Here is a 19209-nt window from a genome sequence, read left to right as displayed (position 1 = left end):
TGTAACTTCTTTCAAAAAAAGCTAAAATAAGAATAAGAATTTTCTGAATATTCTAAGAGTAGGTGGTTATATGTCCTTATTACGCTCACATATATGTAAATTTATAATTGGTATTATTGTTATTTTTGCCATAAGTCCTATTCCAGCTCTTTTTATTACACACAATTATTCTTATCAAAATGGATTTATTAGCATTTTTCAAAACTTCGCACAGCTTTCTTCTATATCAATTCCAAAGGTTGATTGGATGCATGAATCTATCTTTTTCTCAGCAAACCAAATGATACATACTTCTAATCATTCAACACCATTATTCCCTTACATATGGGAAATATATTTTATATCGATTGTTCGTTTTACTTTTACCCTTGCGATCGGATTTTTCATAAGTTTGGGTATCGGCCATTTATTTTTCAAAGTACCTAACTCGTTTAAAAAGTTTACTACTGTATTGAAATGGATACCTTACTCTTTTTGCACTGTAGTATTACAATGTTCAGTCTTATTACTACTTCTATACATCGCACAATTTATAAACCTTCCTTACTACTCATCATTTATCATCGTATGTAGTACTTCCATGATTATCGTTATGCAAGCAGTAAAAAAATGGATTCCTTTCTTAAAAAACACAAATGAATATGAAATAAAACATGATTCTTTTCTTGTGGATACATTGTTTTTGGCGCTTACTTCGAATCATAAATCAATTTTAGGTTCCATTATTCTTTCATTCGTTTTTATGGAATGCGTTTTTCATGCAAATGGACTGTTACAATTTATCGTTCAATTTGGCGGAAATTCACCCATAATTGTTACAATCGGCTTATTACTACTCTATATCCCATATAGCATACTTTCTTTCCTTCAAACACTATGGACCACAAACTACTCCAAGCAACAGTCATACACTTTAACGAGAAGTGTTCCAAAACCTTAATTTAAAATAACCCTCTATAATCTAAAAGTAGGGGGTTATTCCTTTTGTATAGCGGACAAAATAACAGCAAATTCAAAAACTATTACAGAAACATACCAATATTTACCCTTTTCCTTTGACTATTCTTTTCATTTGGATTTATTATAAAAGTATAACATAATTGCAGGAGGTGACATCTTTATTCCAAACCTTGGAATGGAGAACACGCTTGGACATATTAAATATTTTTCTCATCTTTGTACTTATTCTTATTTCTGGCTTTTTCGTTGCATCAGAATTCGCTGTTGTAAAAGTACGAAAAAGTCGAATTGACCAACTTGCAAATGAAGGTAATAAACAAGCTTTAGCTGCAAGAAGCGTCCTATCTAATTTAGATGTTTATTTATCAGCTTGTCAGCTCGGAATTACAATCACTTCTTTAGGGCTTGGTTGGCTTGGTGAACCAACTGTGGAGCATATACTACGACCGCTCTTTGAAAAAATTAATATTACTGGAACAATGGCTAACACTTTATCTTTTGTTATTGCCTTTAGTGTTATTACCTTTTTCCACGTTGTATTAGGTGAATTAGTTCCAAAGTCTTTCGCAATTCAAAAAGCAGAAGCAATCACACTCAAATTTGCAAGACCGCTTATTTTATTTGATAAAATTATGTACCCATTCATTTGGCTACTCAATAGTACAGCTATATTTTTCACAAAATTACTCGGATTAGAACCTGCGAAAGAAAGTGAACTTGCTCATTCTGAAGAGGAATTGCGACTCATTTTAGGTGAAAGTTTTAAAAGCGGTGAAATAAACCAAACCGAATATAAATATGTAAATAACATTTTTGAATTTGATGATCGAGTTGCAAAAGAAATTATGGTTCCTCGTACCGAAATGATTTGCTTATCTACTGAAAATACGTTAGAAGAAAATATGGATATCGTCGCTACTGAAAAATATACACGCTATCCAATTATCGAAAAAGATAAAGATGATATCATTGGGATGATCAATACGAAAGAAGTATTCCATGATCAAACGAAAGATATTTATAAACCACTTGAATCTTATATACATCCTGTTCTAACTGTATTTGAAACAGTTCCAATTCGTAAAACATTAGTCCACCTTCAAAAAAATCGCGTTCAGATGGCAATCGTTATGGATGAATATGGTGGTACTGCTGGACTTTTAACGATGGAAGATATTCTTGAAGAAATCATTGGAGAAATTCAAGATGAATTCGATGCGGATGAATCACCTATGATTGAAAAGCGTACACCTAAGCTTACTGTTTTAGATGGAAAGGTGCTTATTTCTGAAGTAAATGATATGTTTGGCCTACATATTGATGATAGTGATTTAGATACAATCGGAGGATGGCTTCTTTCTCAAGCAGTTGACTTAAATATTGAAGCTGGCTACTCCATTGAATATGCTGGTTTTCAATTTAAAGTATTAGAACTTGATGGACATCAAGTCAAAAAAGTTGCTGTACATAAACTAGATATTAAAAAGGAGCTATAAAGTGACTGTTTTATTAACAATTTGTATCATTGCCTGTTTCATTGTTTCATTTCTCGCCTTCATTTATCCAATTATCCCTGGCATACTAGCTGTCTGGGCTGGATATTTGATTTACCATTTCGGTATAAATGGAGGCGAATTAACAACTTCTTTTTGGATTATTCAAGTCATTTTCACTCTTTTCATTTTCGTTGCTGATTTTATTGCAAATGGATATTTCTTAAAAAAATACGGTAGTTCTAAATGGGGCGAACGTGTCGGAATGATTTCTATCATTGTCGGATCGTTCTTCTTCCCGCCATTCGGACTTATTATCATACCGTTCTTATCAGTATTTATAACAGAACTAGTGCATAAAAAAGCGCCAAAAGATGCCTTTCTAGTTGGAGTCGCTACTGTAGTTGGTTTTTTAAGCAGTACAGTAGCGAAAGCAATTCTCCAAATCATTATGATTATCATCTTCTTGTGTTATATCATCTTTTAACCATCCCGACTTCGGGATGGTTTTTTAATATGCAATACCTACTCGACTATTTTCATATATGTTTTTCTTACATAGATCCCATGCAAAGTGTGCTGTATCACCCACTGTAATTTTTGATCCCCCCTCTGGCAATATATCTTTTTCAGTTCGATATACCTCTGTCGCCTCACCATCTATTAAATGTGTCGGACAAACAACTGTCCAACATAAATTATTACTATTACTTAGTACTTTATATGCAGCCAAATGATCTTCCGCTGCCGTTGTCGTTTTCCTTTTTGATTCCGTTGATTGAAAACGATATAAATTTAGATTTGTTCTTGCTTGTAAAATACCAGCTGTTCCTATTGTTATGATTCTACGAACCCCTTCTTCTTCCATTTGCTTAATGATTTGTGGCATACTCTTCCCTAATGTTCCATTTTGATCCGTTCCAAGTGCACTAATTACTATATCGCTTCCTTCTATCACTTTCTTTATATCATTTTCGTTCAATACATTACCTTCTATCACTCGTAGCCTTTCATGTTGTATTTCTATTCTATTTAAATCACGCGCTAATGCATTCACTTCAGCTGAATCCTTTAATGCTAAATTAATTATGTTTGAACCTACTCGTCCTGTTGCTCCCAATATACATACTTTCATTTGTTTTCCCCCTCTTTCATTCTCTTTCTATTTTTCAATAATCTCAATAAATTTACAACAAAAAAGCTTCCTCATATATGAGAGGAAGCTTTATTATTACTTTATTTCTTTTCTTTAGAATCAGTAGACTTCTCGGTTCCGCTTGTTTCTTTATCCTTTTTATCCTCTTGTTGTGTTGTTGTGTCGTCTTCTTTCTTCTTGTCCTCACCTTTACTACAACCTACCATTAATAAAGAACTTGCAAGTGCCATAGCAGTTAATGATTTAACCCATTTATTCATTTGCGTTTCCTCCTTGTGATAGAATATGTACAACCTCATATTACTCTCTATTTTTAAAGGAGAGATTGAAAAACAGTAAATATACGGTAAATTTTTGTAAATTTTCTGATAACAAAACCTGATTTTATTTCATTTCCAATCGATACACAATAAAACTAGTTTTTTCTCTCAATGGACGTAAAAAAACTAAGGCGCATACCATTTCGCCTTAGTTTCTCATGCAAACTTTTCATTTTCATATAGATGTGTAATCTTATATTCCTTCTTCATAACATATTGCCACACACTATAAGCGTAACGGTTCATTTTCAGGAAACAATTTTCCAAAAATGAGCGAAACTCTGGATTAGCAACTTCCACTGCAACTTGAGCAAACTTTAAAGCTAATCGTTTCAAGTGCGCAATATAACTGATTGCAATATGAATATCCCCTGTATATTTACTAACTGTTTCCTTTTCCATTTCATGCAAATCAAACTCCGTTGTTTCACAGGTTATATGCTGCACATTCTCTCCTTCTTGAAAATTTACTTGTTCATTATATGCTTGTAACATATATGGTAAATGGTGCTGTAATAGATTTTTTAATTCTTCGTCTCTGACCTTTCCAGCATACTCTCCAACCTTGTATATTAGCATATAACTATATCTCATTAATTCTTTCATACAGTCCATTAAAGCGCCTCCCTTCTCTTTTGTCCATATACTATAAATATGATGCTAAAACATTCGCTATTCTTGCTAAAAACCAATCCCATCTACTAATTTCCTCAAAATCTTCTTCAGAAAATCGTTTTGATTTATGAAAGTCTACCTGTAATCGACTCCATACTTCATCAACAACTGTTTTATCATATATGATACAGTTAGACTCGCAATTTAAATAAAAACTTCTATTATCAAAATTCGCTGTCCCAATATCAACAATTTCTCCATCTATGATTGTTACTTTCCCATGAAAAAATCCATTTCGATATTGATAAATCTCCGCTCCAGCATGTAACATATCTTTCAAATATGGATAGGCAGCTTGTTTTAACAATATGGCATCACTTTTAAATGGCACGAGAATTTTCACATTAACACCACGATTTAATGCAGCTTTTAACTCTTTCACCATTTCTTTACTTGGTACAAAATATGGTGTAGCTATAATTAAAGATTTTTTAGCCTGCTTTAATAGTGCTCCATATTTTTCCCATAAACCTTTTCCATTTGAAAATAAATATTGATATTTTATATTCCCTAATGTAGGTATACTTTCATGTATAGGCATTTTTTCTCCTGTATCTTCTTTCCAATCTTCGGCGAACTTTCTTTCCATATCCGCTGCACCCTCACCATGGATACGCACGTGATAATCACGCCATGGCCCAAACTTTGGATTTTGTCCAAGGTACTCCTTTCCGATATTAAAGCCACCGACGTATGATACCTTTCCATCTATCGTAACAATACGTCTATGATTTCGTTGATGCAAAGAATAGAACACATTTTTCAGTTTCGGTTTTTTACTAAATGTAAACTTCACACCGTTTTCCTTTAATCGGCTAATTACCTTTTTCTTCAGCTTATATCCACCTATCCGATCGACTGACAATTTCACTTCTACTCCGCTAGATGCTTTTTTCTCTAATAACTGTAAAAATTCTTGGCTTATTTCATCTTTTCCTACAATATAAAAATGGATATATATATATTTTTCTGCATCGTTTATATCCTCAAATAATTTTCTATATAACTCTTCACCGTTCGTATATAGTTGAAATTCACCTAATCGAACTTGTCCTAATTCATATTCACTAGCCATTTCCTTCCCCATTTCTACATCGATGTTCATCCAAATGAATACACCTATTAAACAAAGGATTATAGCGAAAAAGTGCTTCATGGATAAATTCCTTTCTCCACTTACTGTTATTTCTATATCTTCCCTTTTTTATTACATTATCATTCAAGAAAATATGTCATTGCATGATATATGTCCATATCAAACAATAGCTCATTTGCATATTGTATGTTGTATCTTAAAATAAAAGGAGGAAATAACAATGGGCTTCGCACATGGTAATGGATTTGCGCTATTAGTCGTATTATTTATCCTCTTAATCATCGTCGGTGCTGCTTGCTTCTGCTAAGTAGCTACTGTCATATGATATGTGGATGAAAAAACTATAAAAGCGGACACCTATTTTTAGGTGTCCGCTTTTCATTTTAAAACCATTTCCGACTGCTATAGTAACTTAAATGGCTAAATATTCATCTCAAAAGGTTAACAATGTGGCTACTTTCTTACTCTCTGCCTTACGTATATGACGCTGTTCTGCACGTAACACAGCAATACGATGTAATTCTTTCTCTTCTTCTGTTTCAGGGATAACACGCGGTACTGGAACTGGATTATTTTCCTTACTAAGTGCCACAAAAGTAACGAATGACGTTGCCGCTATACGCTTCTCACCTGAAATTAAATCTTCAGCCACTACCTTCACAAACACTTCCATCGAAGTTCTTCCTGTCCAAATTACGAAAGATTCATAACTAACACAATCTGAAGAACGAACAGGATGTAAGAAATCGACCCAGTCCATAGATGCTGTGACACATTCCTTTCTTGAATGTCTGGATGCTGAAATAGAAGCAACCATATCCATCTCCGCTAATATCTTCCCACCAAATAGCGTGTTATGATCATTTAAATCTGTTGGGAATACTCGGCTCGTTTTGAACACCCTTGACTCATTGGCTGTTTTCCCCTTTACTTCTGTCATTGTTATCACCCCTTTAATGAACTATCCCTAATATTTCAATAATCACTATACTAAATGAACTACACGTTTAATATTAACAACATTCAGAACTTTTAGTCCACAAAAAAGAACCGATTTTATCAATCGGCTCCTCTAAATACATATTGTTCTTTCGGCTGTTCAACTTTATTCCATTTTGTTACTTCTAATACAGGAATATTCGCATGAAACGGCTGATAAAACTCAGTAGTTATCGCTCCTTCTACTTGAATCCAGTCATCATTATTCCACTCTACGCCTTCTGGCTTTTTCACTAACATACCATACACACCAGAATCTGCTACGCAATGTATAATACCGAAACGGAATAAGAAGTATTGTTCTTTTTTAGAAGAATCATCTCTAAAAACAAACCCTTTAAAAGATAATTTTTTCCCAGTAAACTCGCCAGGATAATTATAAATTGTTTCCATACCCTTTAGGAAGTCTTCATCTTTCAAATTAATATTATCTTTCGTAACAAACTCTTTCTTCCCTTTTTCCATTACACCGCGGTATCCTTCTTTCCCGTAATAAATGCTCGTATCAGGTCTTAGAAATTGTCTTGTCATAAATGGATCCTTACTTTCTGCTTGTGCAACAGGAAAGTGAAATCCTTTCGCTTTAACAATATCCGAATCTAACATCGCAATTGGGAAAAATAATCCTGAGATAATTGGAAAACAAAACAATGAGTACGAAAATGCTTTTTTCCACCATGTATTCTCATCTTTTGAATGATCATGCCCGCAATGGCTATGGTCACAACTGCAATCATTTCTCTCTTTTTCCTTTTGGTGCTCTTTTTGGAAAACGACGATAATTTGTACAATCGTTAAGAAACCTAAAATAATTGCTGCTGTTGTTGATAAATAGGCATACTTCATATTGATATACTTCGTAATGTTACCGGAAATATGAAGTTGCGCAATTAATATTGTAAAACCTAATAATATATATGCTCGAAACATAACCTACCACCCCATCGCATAAATGAGTAGTGAGCTTGCATAAACAACAAGAGTAACTGTAACTATAACAACAATTACAAATTTCGTTTTAAATGTCGCAAGCATCATAAACATATTTTTAATATCCACCATCGGTCCGTAAACGAGGAACGCGACAAGTGAAGCTGTTGAAAACGTACTTTGGAACGAAGAAGCGATAAATGCATCTGCCTCTGAACAAAGTGATAATATATAAGCAAGTCCCATCATAACAGCTGATGAAGAAAACGGACCTTGTCCAATAGCAAGAAGTGTTGAAGTTTGTACAAACGTTTGTACCGCTGCTGCAATTAACGCACCTAGTACTAAATATTTTCCCATTGAGAAGAACTCCTCAACAGCGTGTGTACATACATCCCACATTTTTTTACGCAGTGGACGCTTATTATTCACTTCTGGGAAGTGATCATCTCTTAATTGATGTTCTTTAAACATAAAGGATAATATAATTCCAACGATAATGGCTACGATAATCGCTACAATAGAACGATACCATACCATGTGCATACTACTCCCAAAGGCAACATAAGTAGCAAATAATACAACTGGATTAATAATAGGTCCAGTTAACATAAATGCAATCCCTGCGTATGGTGGAACACCTTTTCCAATTAATCGTCTTACAATCGGAACAATTCCACATTCACAGCCCGGAAACAACATACCTAAAAAAGTAGCTAATAAAACAGACAGAAATCGGTTTTTCGGCATCCATTTTGCCACCATATCTTCTGTCACGAACATTTGAATGAATCCTGAAATAAATACACCAATGAGCACGAAAGGAAGTGCTTCGATCAATATGGAGATAAAAATTGTATTCATTTGCAGGAATGCTTTCGGTAATTGAAACAATTCCATGATGTATTTCCTCCAACTTTTCATTAACAATATGTAATTTTAACCCCATTTCATTAATTGAACAAGGCTTATATGGAATACATACCCTTTATATACATTACATTGTACAAGTTATATTCTATTCAAAATTTGAGATTTCATAGCAAAAAAGCTGCTCTAGCGTAGTTGTATAACTATGCTAGAGCAGCTTTCTTATCGTTAAAAGTAACGTTTCTTCCAAAAAACAAAAGCTAACGTGAAAGATAGTGTTACACATATGATGAGTACAATTACAAAACCGTGGGCTTCCCCTTCAAACGGAACCTTTACGTTCATTCCAAAGAAACTAGAAACCATCGTCGGTAAAGATAAAATGATCGTAATTGACGTTAACAGTTTCATAACACTATTTAAATTATTTGATATAACGGAGCTAAAAGTATTCATCATTCCACTTAAAATGTGACTATATATTTCCGCCATTTCAATAGCCTGTTTATTTTCAATTAATACATCTTCTAATAAATCTTGATCGTCTTCATACATTTTTAAAAATGTACTATTACGCATTAACTTTTGAATTACAATTTTATTAGCCTTTAATGACGTTGTAAAGTATACTAAACTTTTCTCAAGGCCTAACAATGTGAAAATCTCTTTATTTTTCATTGACTGATTTAATTGATGCTCTAAATCAATTGTTTTTCGATTTATTTGCTTTAAGTATCTTAAATAATAAGTAGAAATTGTATATAAGAGCTGAAGTGCAAAGCGCGTCTTCTTAAACGTATAAAATTCTTTAATACGTTGATTAATAAAACGTTCAAAAATTGGATTCTCTTCTAAGCAGATTGTAACAAAACAATCCGGCATCACAATCATACCTATTGGAATCGTGTCATAAATCGAATTTCCTTCTTCGTCATGTCTAACTGTCGGAATATCGACGATAATTAAAGTATTATTGTCTTCCTTTTCAATACGAGAGCGTTCTTCATCATCCAAAGGGTCTTTAATGAAATCTAAGTCTACATTTAAAGTTTGTACTAGATATTGAATTTCTTCTTCTGTTGGATGAAGTACATTAATCCAGCACCCCTTTTGCATTTCCTCAATCTCTTGTAGTTTTCCGTTTCGGTCTGTTAAATATATATTTAACATACTATCACCCCGATTCTTTTTACATGTAGGAATCTACCTCTCTTAAATCACAGTTTTTAAACCGCCATTCTCAGCATATGAAACATACGTTTAAATTTCAATAGAAAAATTATTTTGAAAACGTTTTTATAAGAAAAATATTATAAAGTGAAACTTTAATCAGTGGGGGCTTCATCCCCCCACTGATTTTCAGCCCTCACCAATCGGGCTTTTACGGGCTGCCCGCCCCCAACCAAACTTCTTTTCTTTCGCTGAATTTTGAGATGAGGATCTTACTGCCCGTTAGAGCGGGATAAACATAGAAAAAGACAGAGTGCTCTCTGCCTTAAAAGCTTATGTTGCCTTTATAACATATTTAGAAAGCATCCACAAGTTAAACCCAACTGAAATCGTATAGCCCGCGTATGTTGAAATGATAAAACTTACATAATCGAAATACGGAAGCAATACAATATTTAAAACTATCTTCACAATAATTCCAATCACTAGTCCTAGCACCGTCTTCTGCTGTTGATTGATTCCTTGTAGCATAGCAGCCGTTACTGTAAAAAGAGAAAATAGTATGCAAGCAGGAGCATAATACTGTAAAATGATTCTCCCCATCTCTGGATCATTTCCAGCACCAAATAAAAGGGTATATACAGGCTTGGCTAACACCATCATTCCAATTGCCGCCGGTACCGTAATCGCTACTACTAATACATTTGTTCTCGTAAAATGTTTGTACAATAGCTTCGTATTTCCTGCTGTATAAGCTTTCGTCATCTCTGGTACGAGAGACATACTAAAAGCTGTCGCAACGGATACCGGGATAAGCACAACCATTTGAACAAGGCCAATTATTGCATTAATTTTTTCCGCTTCGCCTTGCATATACCCTATCTGTATAAGTAGTTTATTAATTGTAAATGTATCAATCGTCTGATACAACGGAATTGCTAAGCCTACTACAACAAAAGGAATAGAATATGTAAAGAGCTCCTTATAAAGCGAGAAAAAAGATTTCGTTGTTTGTGGTATACTTGCCATTTCTTTTTTCTTTAAGTGCCTTCTCCTTCTCATATAATACGCACTTAAAACAGTTAATCCACCTACAGCTCCCATAAAGGCACCGAACGTTGAAATACCAACTGCTAGCGAAACAGAAGCTTTTAAAACATATAAAACGACAAAGCTTCCTATTAAAATGGTTAAAACCCGAAAAAATTGCTCTACAACTACACTTAATGCAGAAGGCCCCATCGATTGGAATCCTTGAAAGAAGCCCCTTAATAAACTCATTACTGGCACAAGTATTAACGCAAAACTTACAATTCGAATATTAGTAGTAACCGCTCCTACACTATTCCCCGTTTGATCATTCCCATCGATGACAAGTTTAGCTAAATGCGGAGCTAGCATATATAACGTAAAACACGAAATGACTCCCATTATAAACATAAACACGATTCCACTTTTCAACACTCTCTTAACCGTATGATAATCATTCAGTTGATCATATTTTGATACCATCTTTGAAACAGCTAGCGGTAATCCCATTGTTGCTATGCTGAGCATGATGGTATAAGGACGATATGCGTATGTGTATAGAACGTAACCACTCGTACCGACCATCGCTGTAAATGGTATAACATATATAAACCCTAACATTTTTGATATCATCGTTGCCATCGTTAAAAATATCGTTCCACGTATAAACGGTGACCCTTTCATCACATTCCTCCGCTACGCTTTATTATTACACATTATGGACAACTCCTTTTCTTTAGAACTGAAACAAACAAAAAAAGCCAATGAATTATCATTGACTTTAACGCGCTGCTTTTTTCTTTTTGAAATACTTTAAACCAAAGTATAGAGCAATAAAAAGAACAGCTCCTATAATTATGTAATGTGTGTAATCAGATGCATACTCTTTAATTTGTCGCCAATTCCCACCAAGTTTTTCACCTAAGTATATAAATAGAATTGACCATGGAATGATCGCTACAACCGTATAAAGTGTAAATAGTTTTAATGGCATCTTAGCTAGTCCTGCTGGAATAGAGATTGCATGACGTACTACTGGGATAAAGCGCGCAGAAAATATTACGCCTGCTCCATAACGCTTAAACCAACCTTCCGCTATGTCTAAATGATGTTTATTAATAAGTAGATATTTCCCATATTTCTCTACAACCGGACGCCCTCCGTAGTATCCAAGCCAGTATAAAAAGATTTGCGCTAAAGTACCACCAATCGTTCCGGCGATAACTGCACCCACAAAACTAATTTTACCATTCGCTACTAAAAAGCCAGCATACGAAAGTACAATTTCACTCGGGATTACTTCAATCATTAAAGCAAGAGCTACTCCAAAGTAACCTAAGCTTGCAAAAAATTGCAATAACTGATCTATTATGTTTGCTAACATGTTCTTTTTTATCTCCTTTTTTCTTCACATACCATCCCATTATTACATAAAGGCTGCAATCTGCCAATATCTTCATTTTAACAATATGTACAATTCAAGCAGGATTAATCTATTAATTTCTCTTTCTGCGGGTCTTTCATGTAGGCAAACATCTCTTTAATTTGGTCTTCTGTATTTCTAGCAATTGATAAATTAGGCAATTCATTTTCACCAAAAAACTCCACCTCTTCTGTTTCAATGCTAGTTTTCTTTTCTCCACCAATAATCTCACATCCAATGAAAATCTTATATACATGCGTCGCCGATGGAGATGGTTGATGTTTTTCTTTATCAAATATAGCTAGTAACTTAAAATGATCTACCTCATAACCAGTCTCTTCGAAAACCTCTTTTGCTGCAACTTCGGTTGGCGTATAACCGACATCAGCCCATCCACCTGGCAATGCCCATTTCCCATCGCTTTTTTCTTTCACAAATAATAACTTTTCATTTTGAAAAACAACCGCTCTTATATCAACTTTAGGTGTTTGATAGCCTGTCTCACTTGCAAATAATTTCTCTACGACTTCCCAATCTGTTTTCGTGTAATGTGACATCATTGAAATAGAAATATCTCGTAATTGCTGGAAACGCTCAATATCATACACATCCTTAGAATACGTTAAACCCGCTTGAGCTATAGATTGTATTTGTTTTACCCAATCAATCCATTTAATCGTCATATATCCGCATCCCCATTCTCTATCAAATATATTACTTCATTTTTATTGATACATCTTTATTATACAAAAAAAAAGAGATTGATAACGTCTCAATCTCTTTCAAAATTAATCCAATTCATGTAAGTGGTCTTGTATATACTTTCTTCTTTTATTTATATATTCATAAATCATATCAGCCTCTTGATCAAATGTTTCTAATTTTTCTTTCATGTATGGATCTTGTAGTAAATATGGACGAATCAATTCACACAACCCTTCTACTTTCGGCCTCATAAACGAAACTGTAAATTGATCTTCTAATATTTCTTCTAAAATACTTCGATACTGCTTTCTAAATACAGGTATGTCTAGCAATCTTGCACTCAACGTATTATAACCTTGAATACGAATATATTCATGATTAAGCGGTCTCCCTTGTACATCTCGCCCCCAAGTCGCATCATAATCCCACGGTATAACTTCAAATAAATTTGTTTCATCGTTATGATATAGTGCATAGTTATGAACAAAACCATCAAAGTTTTGCGTAAAAATAACTCCTGCTAACCATCGTAAATATTTATCTACATGTAGAAACTTCCCAATTTCTTTTTCATAGGCTTCCCTCGTCAAAGTATTCGCTTGAAATACAAATTCACTCAGTTGTTCTTCACTATTTTTATTCGAATATTTAAATTCATAACCCGCAAAGAGCTCTGTCTTAACATCTTTATCTCGTTCACTCATTAATGAAAAATTCGCATCATCATCTATCGCATAATAAATAGAACCACTCGGTAATCCTCTATTTTTCAAAAAATTTTCATCAACCGATTCTAACTGTAAGTACACACCTTGAATTTGACCATTAATTTTTATAAATACATGTTGTGATTTTGGCGAAAGTACACCAATATCATGAAAAAAATCTAAAGATAATTTATTTCGTATGAGAGACGGATCCATAAACTCCGAATTCAAATGAAACTCTTTCGCACCTTGAAATTTTTTAGGCTTATAAAACATAACATGATAAGACTTTTTCTCAAATTCGCGAATATGAGCTCCTCGGTATACGATATCAATATCATACTTCTTTTTTCCATAAGTTAATTTTGCTGGCACTGGACTATCTGACCAAATGTCCTTTTTCAATTCCACTAAGTACATTGGATGAACAAAAAAATCATATGAAGGCAGCATGTTTTCTCATCCCTTCTCAGTTCTCTTCCTTCAATGTATGCGCCTTTTCTTGTCCATACATCCGCAATCATCTATTTATATAAAATTACACTCTTGTCCTGTTCAGAAAGATGCCTACATACATATCATGTTAAGGAAAAAGAATACCTTTTCACTTTAATACATGATAAGGAGGATTTCTATGAAACGTGATATTAGAAAAGCTGTCGAAGAAATCAAAAGTGCTGGGATGGAGGATTTCTTACACCAAGATCCAAGTACTTTTGAATGCGATGATGATAAATTCACTCATCATCATTGTACAACTGGATGTAAATGTACAACTGGGGGTAAATGTCCAAGAACAAGATGTACTCGCGTGAAACATTGTACGTTCGTTACAAAATGTACGCATGTGAAAAAATGGACATTTGTTACGAAATGTACTCGTGTACGTGTTCAAAAATGGACGTTCGTTACGAAAGTAACGCGTAGAAAAGAATGCGTATTAGTTACGAAACGTACTCGCAGAAAACATTGTACATTCATTACAAAATGCATACGCTTTGAAAAGAAATTTTTCTGGACAAAACGAAGTTTCTGTAAAAAATGCGAATTCTTCCCTAACAGACACGGTCACTCTTGCGATGATTCATGTGATCATGGTAAAGACTGTCACGATAGCGGACACAAATGGAATGATTGCAAAGGCGGACATAAATTCCCATCTTGCAAAAATAAGAAATTCGATCACTTCTGGTATAAAAAACGTAACTGCTAGTTTTTATACCACCAAAAAAAGGCCGTTTTGCGGCCTTTTTTACATTTATTGAAAGTGACTTATATCTGCAAATTGTTTCACTTTACCGATACCCTCTTCAAATTCTATTATGCTCAAACTGGCACTATGCATAAATGGATCATCCCACACATTTTCTATTTCAATTCCCGCGAAATGCCCTACAAGTAATTTTGCTGCTGCCGCATGAGACACAATCAATATGTTTTGTCCTTTATGCTTCTCTAAAAGAAGCTGCATCCCTTCAATTACTCTTTCATAAACAGCCTCAAAATTTTCGCCTGATGTTGACTGAAAAAGATGTGGCTCATTCCAAAACAGATGTACTTCTTCTGGAAATTGCTTTTCTATATCCGCGATTGTTTGTCCTTCCCATATACCCATGTTGATTTCATAGAAATGCTCATCCGCTATAATGGGTATATCACGTTCCCCCTTTATTAACTCTGCCGTATGAAGTGTTCTTTCGCTCGGACTACTATAGATCGCATGGATTGGTAAATCTTTCATTCGATTCCCTAATTGTTTCGCCTGAACTATACCATTTTCAGTTAAAGCAGAATTTTTCCGTCCCTGCATTCGCTTCGCTACATTCCACTCTGTTTCACCATGCCTTGTTACATATATAGTTGTTTTCATTTCTTACTCCCCCTCACCATGTTGGTCGTAATTCCCACGGTTCAACTCTCCCTACAATCCACTCCGCTCGTTTACTTTCAATCCCTTTTATAATTCCATCAGCTATCTCTTCATGAGTAAGCCATCTTCCATATGTATCTTCTAAAATAAAGCCTAAAATAATTCTATGATAAATACATCGCGTACTCCCTATTTTTTGTGCAGGCATACGTGATGCTTTACTACCTAAAATATGAAATAAACTATATGTTTTAGACGACAAATCTAGTTCTTTACAAATATTTGATAGTGCATGCTTTGCACTTGTGTGTACCCATGCAACAACTAATGTGATTGGGCCATTTTTCTTAATTGTACTTTTAATAGCTAGCTTTACATCTTCATCATTATGATAATCTAACGAAAGGCATGTAATATTTTCTGGTGCAGAACTCATTCGCTTAACATTTTCTAATTTCACTTCATCTCGCCCGATAATAGAAACATAAAATCCTTTCTCACAAAGCCACATAGAAACTTTCTTTAGCATTCCTGTTCCACCAATTACAAGTGCATGCAAATGCTATCCCTCCCTAATAAAATGTCATATGAGGTTTCTCATCTCTATAATAATTTAAACGGTCTTGCAGTGTCCCTGAGTGAAACTCAAATTTATGACCGTCAGGATCAACAAAGTATATAGATTCGCAATCTCTTAAATCACGTTCTCTTCCTTGTAAAATATGAACATCATTTTCTTCTAATCGCTGTATTAGACATTTAAAGTCTTCTTGTTCAACAGAAAATGCAATGTGCGTATAAGATTGATGAATCTCATTTCTCGGAATATGCGTCTCTTCATTAAGCGCTATCCATACTCCACATATGTTAAAATAAGCTAATTTTCTTCCTTTAACTAATAATTCTCCTTCTAATACTTTTTCATAAAACATAATAGAGTTTTCTAAATTAGATACCGAAAAACAAATATGATTGATTCCTCTTAACAACTATAATTCCTCCTTATACAAATAAAAGATGAGCGAAAATTCACTCATCTTTTATTATACTATTTTTTTGTAATATATGCCCATTTATAACTGAAGTCCCCGCCAAACGTATGGTTAGCAATGCCTTTTACAAATGGCTTCTCTAAATAAGCTGTACTTTGTTGGTACGTAGGAGAAATTGCTGCGTCTTGACCAATTAAGATTTTTTCAGCTTCCGCAAGTGCATTCCAGCGTGCTTTATCATCTTTTAATAGCTCTCCTTTTGATTTCGCTACTAAATCATCATACTTCGGATTAGAATAATCCATTTCATTAAATGAGCTTCCAGTAACAAACATATCAATATAAGTCATTGGATCCGGATAATCAGGGCTCCATGCAGATAATGAGAATTCATATTGGAATTTCTTTTCTAAATCTAGCTTCTGCTTGTATGGTTGCTGTTTCAAATTCACTTTAATACCAGGCAAGTTTTTCTCTAGTTCTTCCTTAATAAAGTCGCCTACTTTTTTACGGCTACCGTTATCATCGTTTAGTAATTCAACCGTAATTGTATCTTGACCAAGCTCTTTCTTCGCTTCTTCCCATAATTTTTTTGCTTTCTCTGCGTTATCTTTACTATCACGGAAGTTTTTATTTACAGAGCGGAAATCTTTTCCATCCGGACCTGTCGTGAATTTTTCAGGTACTAAGAAATATGCTGGCAATGAACCGTCATTTAAAATGACATCAGCAATTCCTTTTTTATCGTATGCTAAATCAATCGCTTCACGTACTTTTTGGTTTTTAAATGTTGCATTTTTTTGGTTAAAACGTAAGAAATATATGCGTGGATCTAACTTCGTTTTAAATTCATCTGGCTTATTCTTTTTATATTTATCAACAAATTCAGAAGTTAAAATAACTCGATCTGCTTGATCACTATCATATAAATTTACTCCCGTGCTTGTTTCCTTCACAATACTTACATTAATTTCGTCTAACTTTACAGTATCTTTATCCCAATAATTAGGATTTTTCTTTAACTGATAATTTTGTTCATGTTTCCATTGACTCATTGTAAATGGTCCATTATATACTAATTTATCTGCTTCTAATCCGTATTTATCTCCTTGCTCTTTCACATATTTTTCATTTAATGGGAAAAATGTAGGGAACGACGTAAGCTCAAGAAAATAAGGTGCTGGTTGCTCTAATTCTACTACTAACGTTTTATCATCCTTCGCTTTAACACCCAATTGATCTGCTGGTAATTCTCCTTTATTTACTTTCTGTGCATTTTTCACATCAAATAAAATGAATGCATATTCTGCCGCTAATGCTTTATCTAATGTACGTTGCCATGCATATACAAAATCTTGTGCTCGAACTGGATCACCATTTGACCATTTCGCATCACGTAATTCAAATGTATATGTCTTTTTATCTTCACTAATCTTCACATCTTTTGCCATACCTGGTGTTGGTTTATTATCTTTATCTAGACGATATAAACCTTCCATTGCATTTACAAATACACGGAAAGATACAGAATCCGTTGATTTAGACGTATCCATTGAAGGAATTTCAGCTGTTTCTAGCAAATTTAAAACTTGTTTATCTGCCATTCCCTTATTCGATTCTTTCTTCGTTGTCGAAGCCTTCTCACCATTCCCACACCCTGCAACCAATACACTCGTCGTTAACGCAAGTGCAGCAATTGTTGTTGTCTTTCTCTTCATTCTTCCTTCCCCCAATCTATATGTATAAGTTAAATCCTATATAATATATTTTATTATACAAAAGATTCTGATTATTTTAAATATTTATTTTAACAAACATAGAAAAAAGCGATCGGAAATTTCTTTCCAGCCGCTTTCTTGAATAGCATTTACTTGTAATCCATCCTCTATATCAAATGGATTTTGAACTTTAAATATTTCTTCCATCAGCTTCAAAAACTCTTCTTCAGTTTTAGATTCACCATTAACCATAAGTGAGTATGGTTCCACTTCACCTAATTTATAATCGACAACAAATTGAATCTTCACCTTTTGTCTTGGCGTTCCGGTGTTATATCCTTGGAATTCTACTAATTCTAACCCTTCCGTTCCACGATAATATATCCAACCTGAATTTTGAAAATAATTTTCGAAAGATTCACCTATTGAAAAGAAAGGATATTCATAAAGCGAACTTGTACGAACCTTTTGAATAACGTCTCGATCAGTCGGAAAAAAGAAATGACTAAAAAATATGCTAGCAACTGCTAAAATAGTAACGATTGTCGCTCCCATTTTGCTCGTTCCGCCGCTATCATTGATTAGATAGTTTTCAACTGATTTATCTTTTATTTCTCTTGCTTTTATTCGGTATATACGTCTTTCCGCAAATTGATAGTACAATTCATTTGCAAAAATCCCCATTCCAAATAGAATAAAAATGAGTAATAAAAACGTAAGAGGCACCATATTAATGATTGGCAACGCTACATTAAATCCCATATAATACGAAAATGCATCACACGCTACTAATAACAACATAAATAAAGCAGCTGGTACATAATACTTACGATATCCTAGCCAGCCTATATTGAAAATAGCAGCCCAACCATTCCAGCTCCACCTAGCAATCCGCTTATTCTCAAGCTCCCATTTCCTTTTGTAATACGGATATTGTCTCCCTACATATACTTCTAGTTCTTTATCTATTAACGAGCTACCTTCATCTTGTTCATTATCCAAGTTTCGCTGACAACTTGCACAATTTAACTGTTCCTCCTCGCAAGGTTGCCCACAATTTATACATTTCAAAACAATCCCTCTTCCCATCCATACG

The 19209-nt window shown here is 34.1% G+C and carries 22 protein-coding genes; 5 read left to right on the top strand and 17 right to left on the bottom strand.

Features of this window, described 5'->3' with window-relative positions; genetic code table 11:
- Positions 1-70 precede the first annotated feature (70 nt).
- The 3 genes from MKY21_RS09960 to MKY21_RS09950 all read left to right on the top strand — a co-directional run bounded on the left by MKY21_RS09960 (position 71) and on the right by MKY21_RS09950 (position 2940).
- Positions 71-940 carry a hypothetical protein gene (locus MKY21_RS09960; RefSeq protein WP_000055260.1) on the top strand — a complete coding sequence of 290 codons (870 nt, stop codon included), beginning with the start codon at positions 71-73 and terminating at the stop codon, positions 938-940.
- 208 nt (positions 941-1148) lie between these two features.
- Positions 1149-2456 carry a hemolysin family protein gene (locus tag MKY21_RS09955; protein WP_322375385.1) on the top strand — a complete coding sequence of 436 codons (1308 nt, stop codon included), beginning with the start codon at positions 1149-1151 and terminating at the stop codon, positions 2454-2456.
- A 1-nt stretch (position 2457) separates the two neighbouring features.
- Positions 2458-2940, top strand: coding sequence for a DUF456 domain-containing protein (locus tag MKY21_RS09950; protein ID WP_000217334.1), 483 nt, complete (start codon positions 2458-2460; stop codon positions 2938-2940).
- Positions 2941-2964: 24 nt separating this feature from the next.
- Here the strand turns inward: MKY21_RS09950 and MKY21_RS09945 are convergent, their stop codons facing one another.
- From MKY21_RS09945 to cls, 4 genes are all read right to left on the bottom strand, one after another.
- Positions 2965-3588 carry an NAD(P)-dependent oxidoreductase gene (locus MKY21_RS09945; protein WP_000861639.1) on the bottom strand — a complete coding sequence of 208 codons (624 nt, stop codon included), beginning with the start codon at positions 3586-3588 and terminating at the stop codon, positions 2965-2967.
- A gap of 101 nt (positions 3589-3689) precedes the next feature.
- The gene (locus MKY21_RS09940) at positions 3690-3869 is read right to left on the bottom strand and encodes a hypothetical protein (protein WP_001045960.1); all 180 of its coding nucleotides are present in this window, start codon (positions 3867-3869) and stop codon (positions 3690-3692) included.
- A 216-nt stretch (positions 3870-4085) separates the two neighbouring features.
- The gene (locus tag MKY21_RS09935) at positions 4086-4544 is read right to left on the bottom strand and encodes a spore coat protein (protein WP_000340540.1); all 459 of its coding nucleotides are present in this window, start codon (positions 4542-4544) and stop codon (positions 4086-4088) included.
- Between the two features lie 31 nt (positions 4545-4575).
- Positions 4576-5760 carry a cardiolipin synthase gene (cls, locus tag MKY21_RS09930; RefSeq protein WP_016117651.1) on the bottom strand — a complete coding sequence of 395 codons (1185 nt, stop codon included), beginning with the start codon at positions 5758-5760 and terminating at the stop codon, positions 4576-4578.
- A gap of 160 nt (positions 5761-5920) precedes the next feature.
- On the opposite strand from cls, the gene MKY21_RS09925 reads away from it, so the two are divergent.
- On the top strand, positions 5921-6007 hold the full coding sequence (locus tag MKY21_RS09925; protein ID WP_000505094.1) for a YjcZ family sporulation protein: 87 nt from the start codon (positions 5921-5923) through the stop codon (positions 6005-6007).
- A 126-nt stretch (positions 6008-6133) separates the two neighbouring features.
- Here MKY21_RS09925 and MKY21_RS09920 read toward each other — a convergent pair whose 3' ends face one another.
- The 8 genes from MKY21_RS09920 to cotH form a co-directional block, all read right to left on the bottom strand.
- Positions 6134-6640 (bottom strand): acyl-CoA thioesterase, encoded by a 507-nt coding sequence (locus MKY21_RS09920; RefSeq protein ID WP_000141164.1) that lies wholly within the window; start codon positions 6638-6640, stop codon positions 6134-6136.
- A gap of 119 nt (positions 6641-6759) precedes the next feature.
- Positions 6760-7629, bottom strand: coding sequence for a TIGR03943 family putative permease subunit (locus MKY21_RS09915; protein WP_341076084.1), 870 nt, complete (start codon positions 7627-7629; stop codon positions 6760-6762).
- Positions 7630-7632: 3 nt separating this feature from the next.
- A complete protein-coding gene (locus MKY21_RS09910) occupies positions 7633-8529 on the bottom strand; it encodes a permease (protein ID WP_000418716.1) in 897 nt (298 codons plus the stop codon).
- Positions 8530-8727: 198 nt separating this feature from the next.
- The gene (locus MKY21_RS09905; protein WP_000932389.1) at positions 8728-9669 is read right to left on the bottom strand and encodes a magnesium transporter CorA family protein; all 942 of its coding nucleotides are present in this window, start codon (positions 9667-9669) and stop codon (positions 8728-8730) included.
- Between the two features lie 333 nt (positions 9670-10002).
- Entirely contained in the window at positions 10003-11382 is a 1380-nt protein-coding gene (locus tag MKY21_RS09900; protein WP_000678847.1) for a putative polysaccharide biosynthesis protein, read from the bottom strand.
- Between the two features lie 97 nt (positions 11383-11479).
- The gene (locus MKY21_RS09895; RefSeq protein WP_000880691.1) at positions 11480-12082 is read right to left on the bottom strand and encodes a DedA family protein; all 603 of its coding nucleotides are present in this window, start codon (positions 12080-12082) and stop codon (positions 11480-11482) included.
- Between the two features lie 104 nt (positions 12083-12186).
- Entirely contained in the window at positions 12187-12804 is a 618-nt protein-coding gene (locus tag MKY21_RS09890) for an NUDIX hydrolase N-terminal domain-containing protein (RefSeq protein ID WP_000153584.1), read from the bottom strand.
- 105 nt (positions 12805-12909) lie between these two features.
- On the bottom strand, positions 12910-13986 hold the full coding sequence (gene cotH, locus MKY21_RS09885) for a spore coat protein CotH (protein WP_000937999.1): 1077 nt from the start codon (positions 13984-13986) through the stop codon (positions 12910-12912).
- A gap of 181 nt (positions 13987-14167) precedes the next feature.
- Between cotH and exsB the strand changes: the two genes are divergently transcribed.
- On the top strand, positions 14168-14746 hold the full coding sequence (exsB, locus tag MKY21_RS09880) for an exosporium protein ExsB (protein ID WP_000817498.1): 579 nt from the start codon (positions 14168-14170) through the stop codon (positions 14744-14746).
- 45 nt (positions 14747-14791) lie between these two features.
- Here exsB and MKY21_RS09875 read toward each other — a convergent pair whose 3' ends face one another.
- From MKY21_RS09875 to MKY21_RS09855, 5 genes are all read right to left on the bottom strand, one after another.
- Positions 14792-15403 (bottom strand): phosphoserine phosphatase 1, encoded by a 612-nt coding sequence (locus MKY21_RS09875; RefSeq protein WP_000858827.1) that lies wholly within the window; start codon positions 15401-15403, stop codon positions 14792-14794.
- 13 nt (positions 15404-15416) lie between these two features.
- A complete protein-coding gene (locus MKY21_RS09870; RefSeq protein ID WP_016117649.1) occupies positions 15417-15962 on the bottom strand; it encodes a short-chain dehydrogenase in 546 nt (181 codons plus the stop codon).
- Positions 15963-15975: 13 nt separating this feature from the next.
- On the bottom strand, positions 15976-16392 hold the full coding sequence (fosB, locus tag MKY21_RS09865; RefSeq protein WP_086424331.1) for a FosBx1 family fosfomycin resistance bacillithiol transferase: 417 nt from the start codon (positions 16390-16392) through the stop codon (positions 15976-15978).
- Between the two features lie 59 nt (positions 16393-16451).
- On the bottom strand, positions 16452-18113 hold the full coding sequence (locus MKY21_RS09860; RefSeq protein WP_000824278.1) for a peptide ABC transporter substrate-binding protein: 1662 nt from the start codon (positions 18111-18113) through the stop codon (positions 16452-16454).
- An 84-nt stretch (positions 18114-18197) separates the two neighbouring features.
- Complete coding sequence (locus tag MKY21_RS09855) at positions 18198-19202, bottom strand: DUF2628 domain-containing protein (RefSeq protein WP_445662222.1); 1005 nt, start codon at positions 19200-19202, stop codon at positions 18198-18200.
- Positions 19203-19209 lie beyond the last annotated feature (7 nt).

It is taken from the genome of Bacillus sp. FSL R9-9497 (assembly GCF_038005805.1).
GTDB lineage: Bacteria > Bacillota > Bacilli > Bacillales > Bacillaceae_G > Bacillus_A > Bacillus_A cereus.
The sequence above is the reverse complement of the archived record's forward strand: the minus strand, read 5'-3'. Positions and strand labels throughout refer to the sequence as shown.

Coding starts and splice junctions, on each gene's coding strand:
- MKY21_RS09915 (WP_341076084.1), bottom strand. CDS start 7,629: ATGTTTCGAGCATATATATTATTAGGTTTTACAATATTAATTGCGCAA.
- MKY21_RS09890 (WP_000153584.1), bottom strand. CDS start 12,804: ATGACGATTAAATGGATTGATTGGGTAAAACAAATACAATCTATAGCT.
- cls (WP_016117651.1), bottom strand. CDS start 5,760: ATGAAGCACTTTTTCGCTATAATCCTTTGTTTAATAGGTGTATTCATT.
- MKY21_RS09905 (WP_000932389.1), bottom strand. CDS start 9,669: ATGTTAAATATATATTTAACAGACCGAAACGGAAAACTACAAGAGATT.
- MKY21_RS09900 (WP_000678847.1), bottom strand. CDS start 11,382: ATGAAAGGGTCACCGTTTATACGTGGAACGATATTTTTAACGATGGCA.
- MKY21_RS09945 (WP_000861639.1), bottom strand. CDS start 3,588: ATGAAAGTATGTATATTGGGAGCAACAGGACGAGTAGGTTCAAACATA.
- MKY21_RS09875 (WP_000858827.1), bottom strand. CDS start 15,403: ATGAAAACAACTATATATGTAACAAGGCATGGTGAAACAGAGTGGAAT.
- MKY21_RS09910 (WP_000418716.1), bottom strand. CDS start 8,529: ATGGAATTGTTTCAATTACCGAAAGCATTCCTGCAAATGAATACAATT.
- MKY21_RS09940 (WP_001045960.1), bottom strand. CDS start 3,869: ATGAATAAATGGGTTAAATCATTAACTGCTATGGCACTTGCAAGTTCT.
- cotH (WP_000937999.1), bottom strand. CDS start 13,986: ATGCTGCCTTCATATGATTTTTTTGTTCATCCAATGTACTTAGTGGAA.
- MKY21_RS09855 (WP_445662222.1), bottom strand. CDS start 19,202: ATGGGAAGAGGGATTGTTTTGAAATGTATAAATTGTGGGCAACCTTGC.
- MKY21_RS09935 (WP_000340540.1), bottom strand. CDS start 4,544: ATGGACTGTATGAAAGAATTAATGAGATATAGTTATATGCTAATATAC.
- MKY21_RS09860 (WP_000824278.1), bottom strand. CDS start 18,113: ATGAAGAGAAAGACAACAACAATTGCTGCACTTGCGTTAACGACGAGT.
- MKY21_RS09895 (WP_000880691.1), bottom strand. CDS start 12,082: ATGTTAGCAAACATAATAGATCAGTTATTGCAATTTTTTGCAAGCTTA.
- MKY21_RS09920 (WP_000141164.1), bottom strand. CDS start 6,640: ATGACAGAAGTAAAGGGGAAAACAGCCAATGAGTCAAGGGTGTTCAAA.
- MKY21_RS09925 (WP_000505094.1), top strand. CDS start 5,921: ATGGGCTTCGCACATGGTAATGGATTTGCGCTATTAGTCGTATTATTT.
- MKY21_RS09960 (WP_000055260.1), top strand. CDS start 71: ATGTCCTTATTACGCTCACATATATGTAAATTTATAATTGGTATTATT.
- exsB (WP_000817498.1), top strand. CDS start 14,168: ATGAAACGTGATATTAGAAAAGCTGTCGAAGAAATCAAAAGTGCTGGG.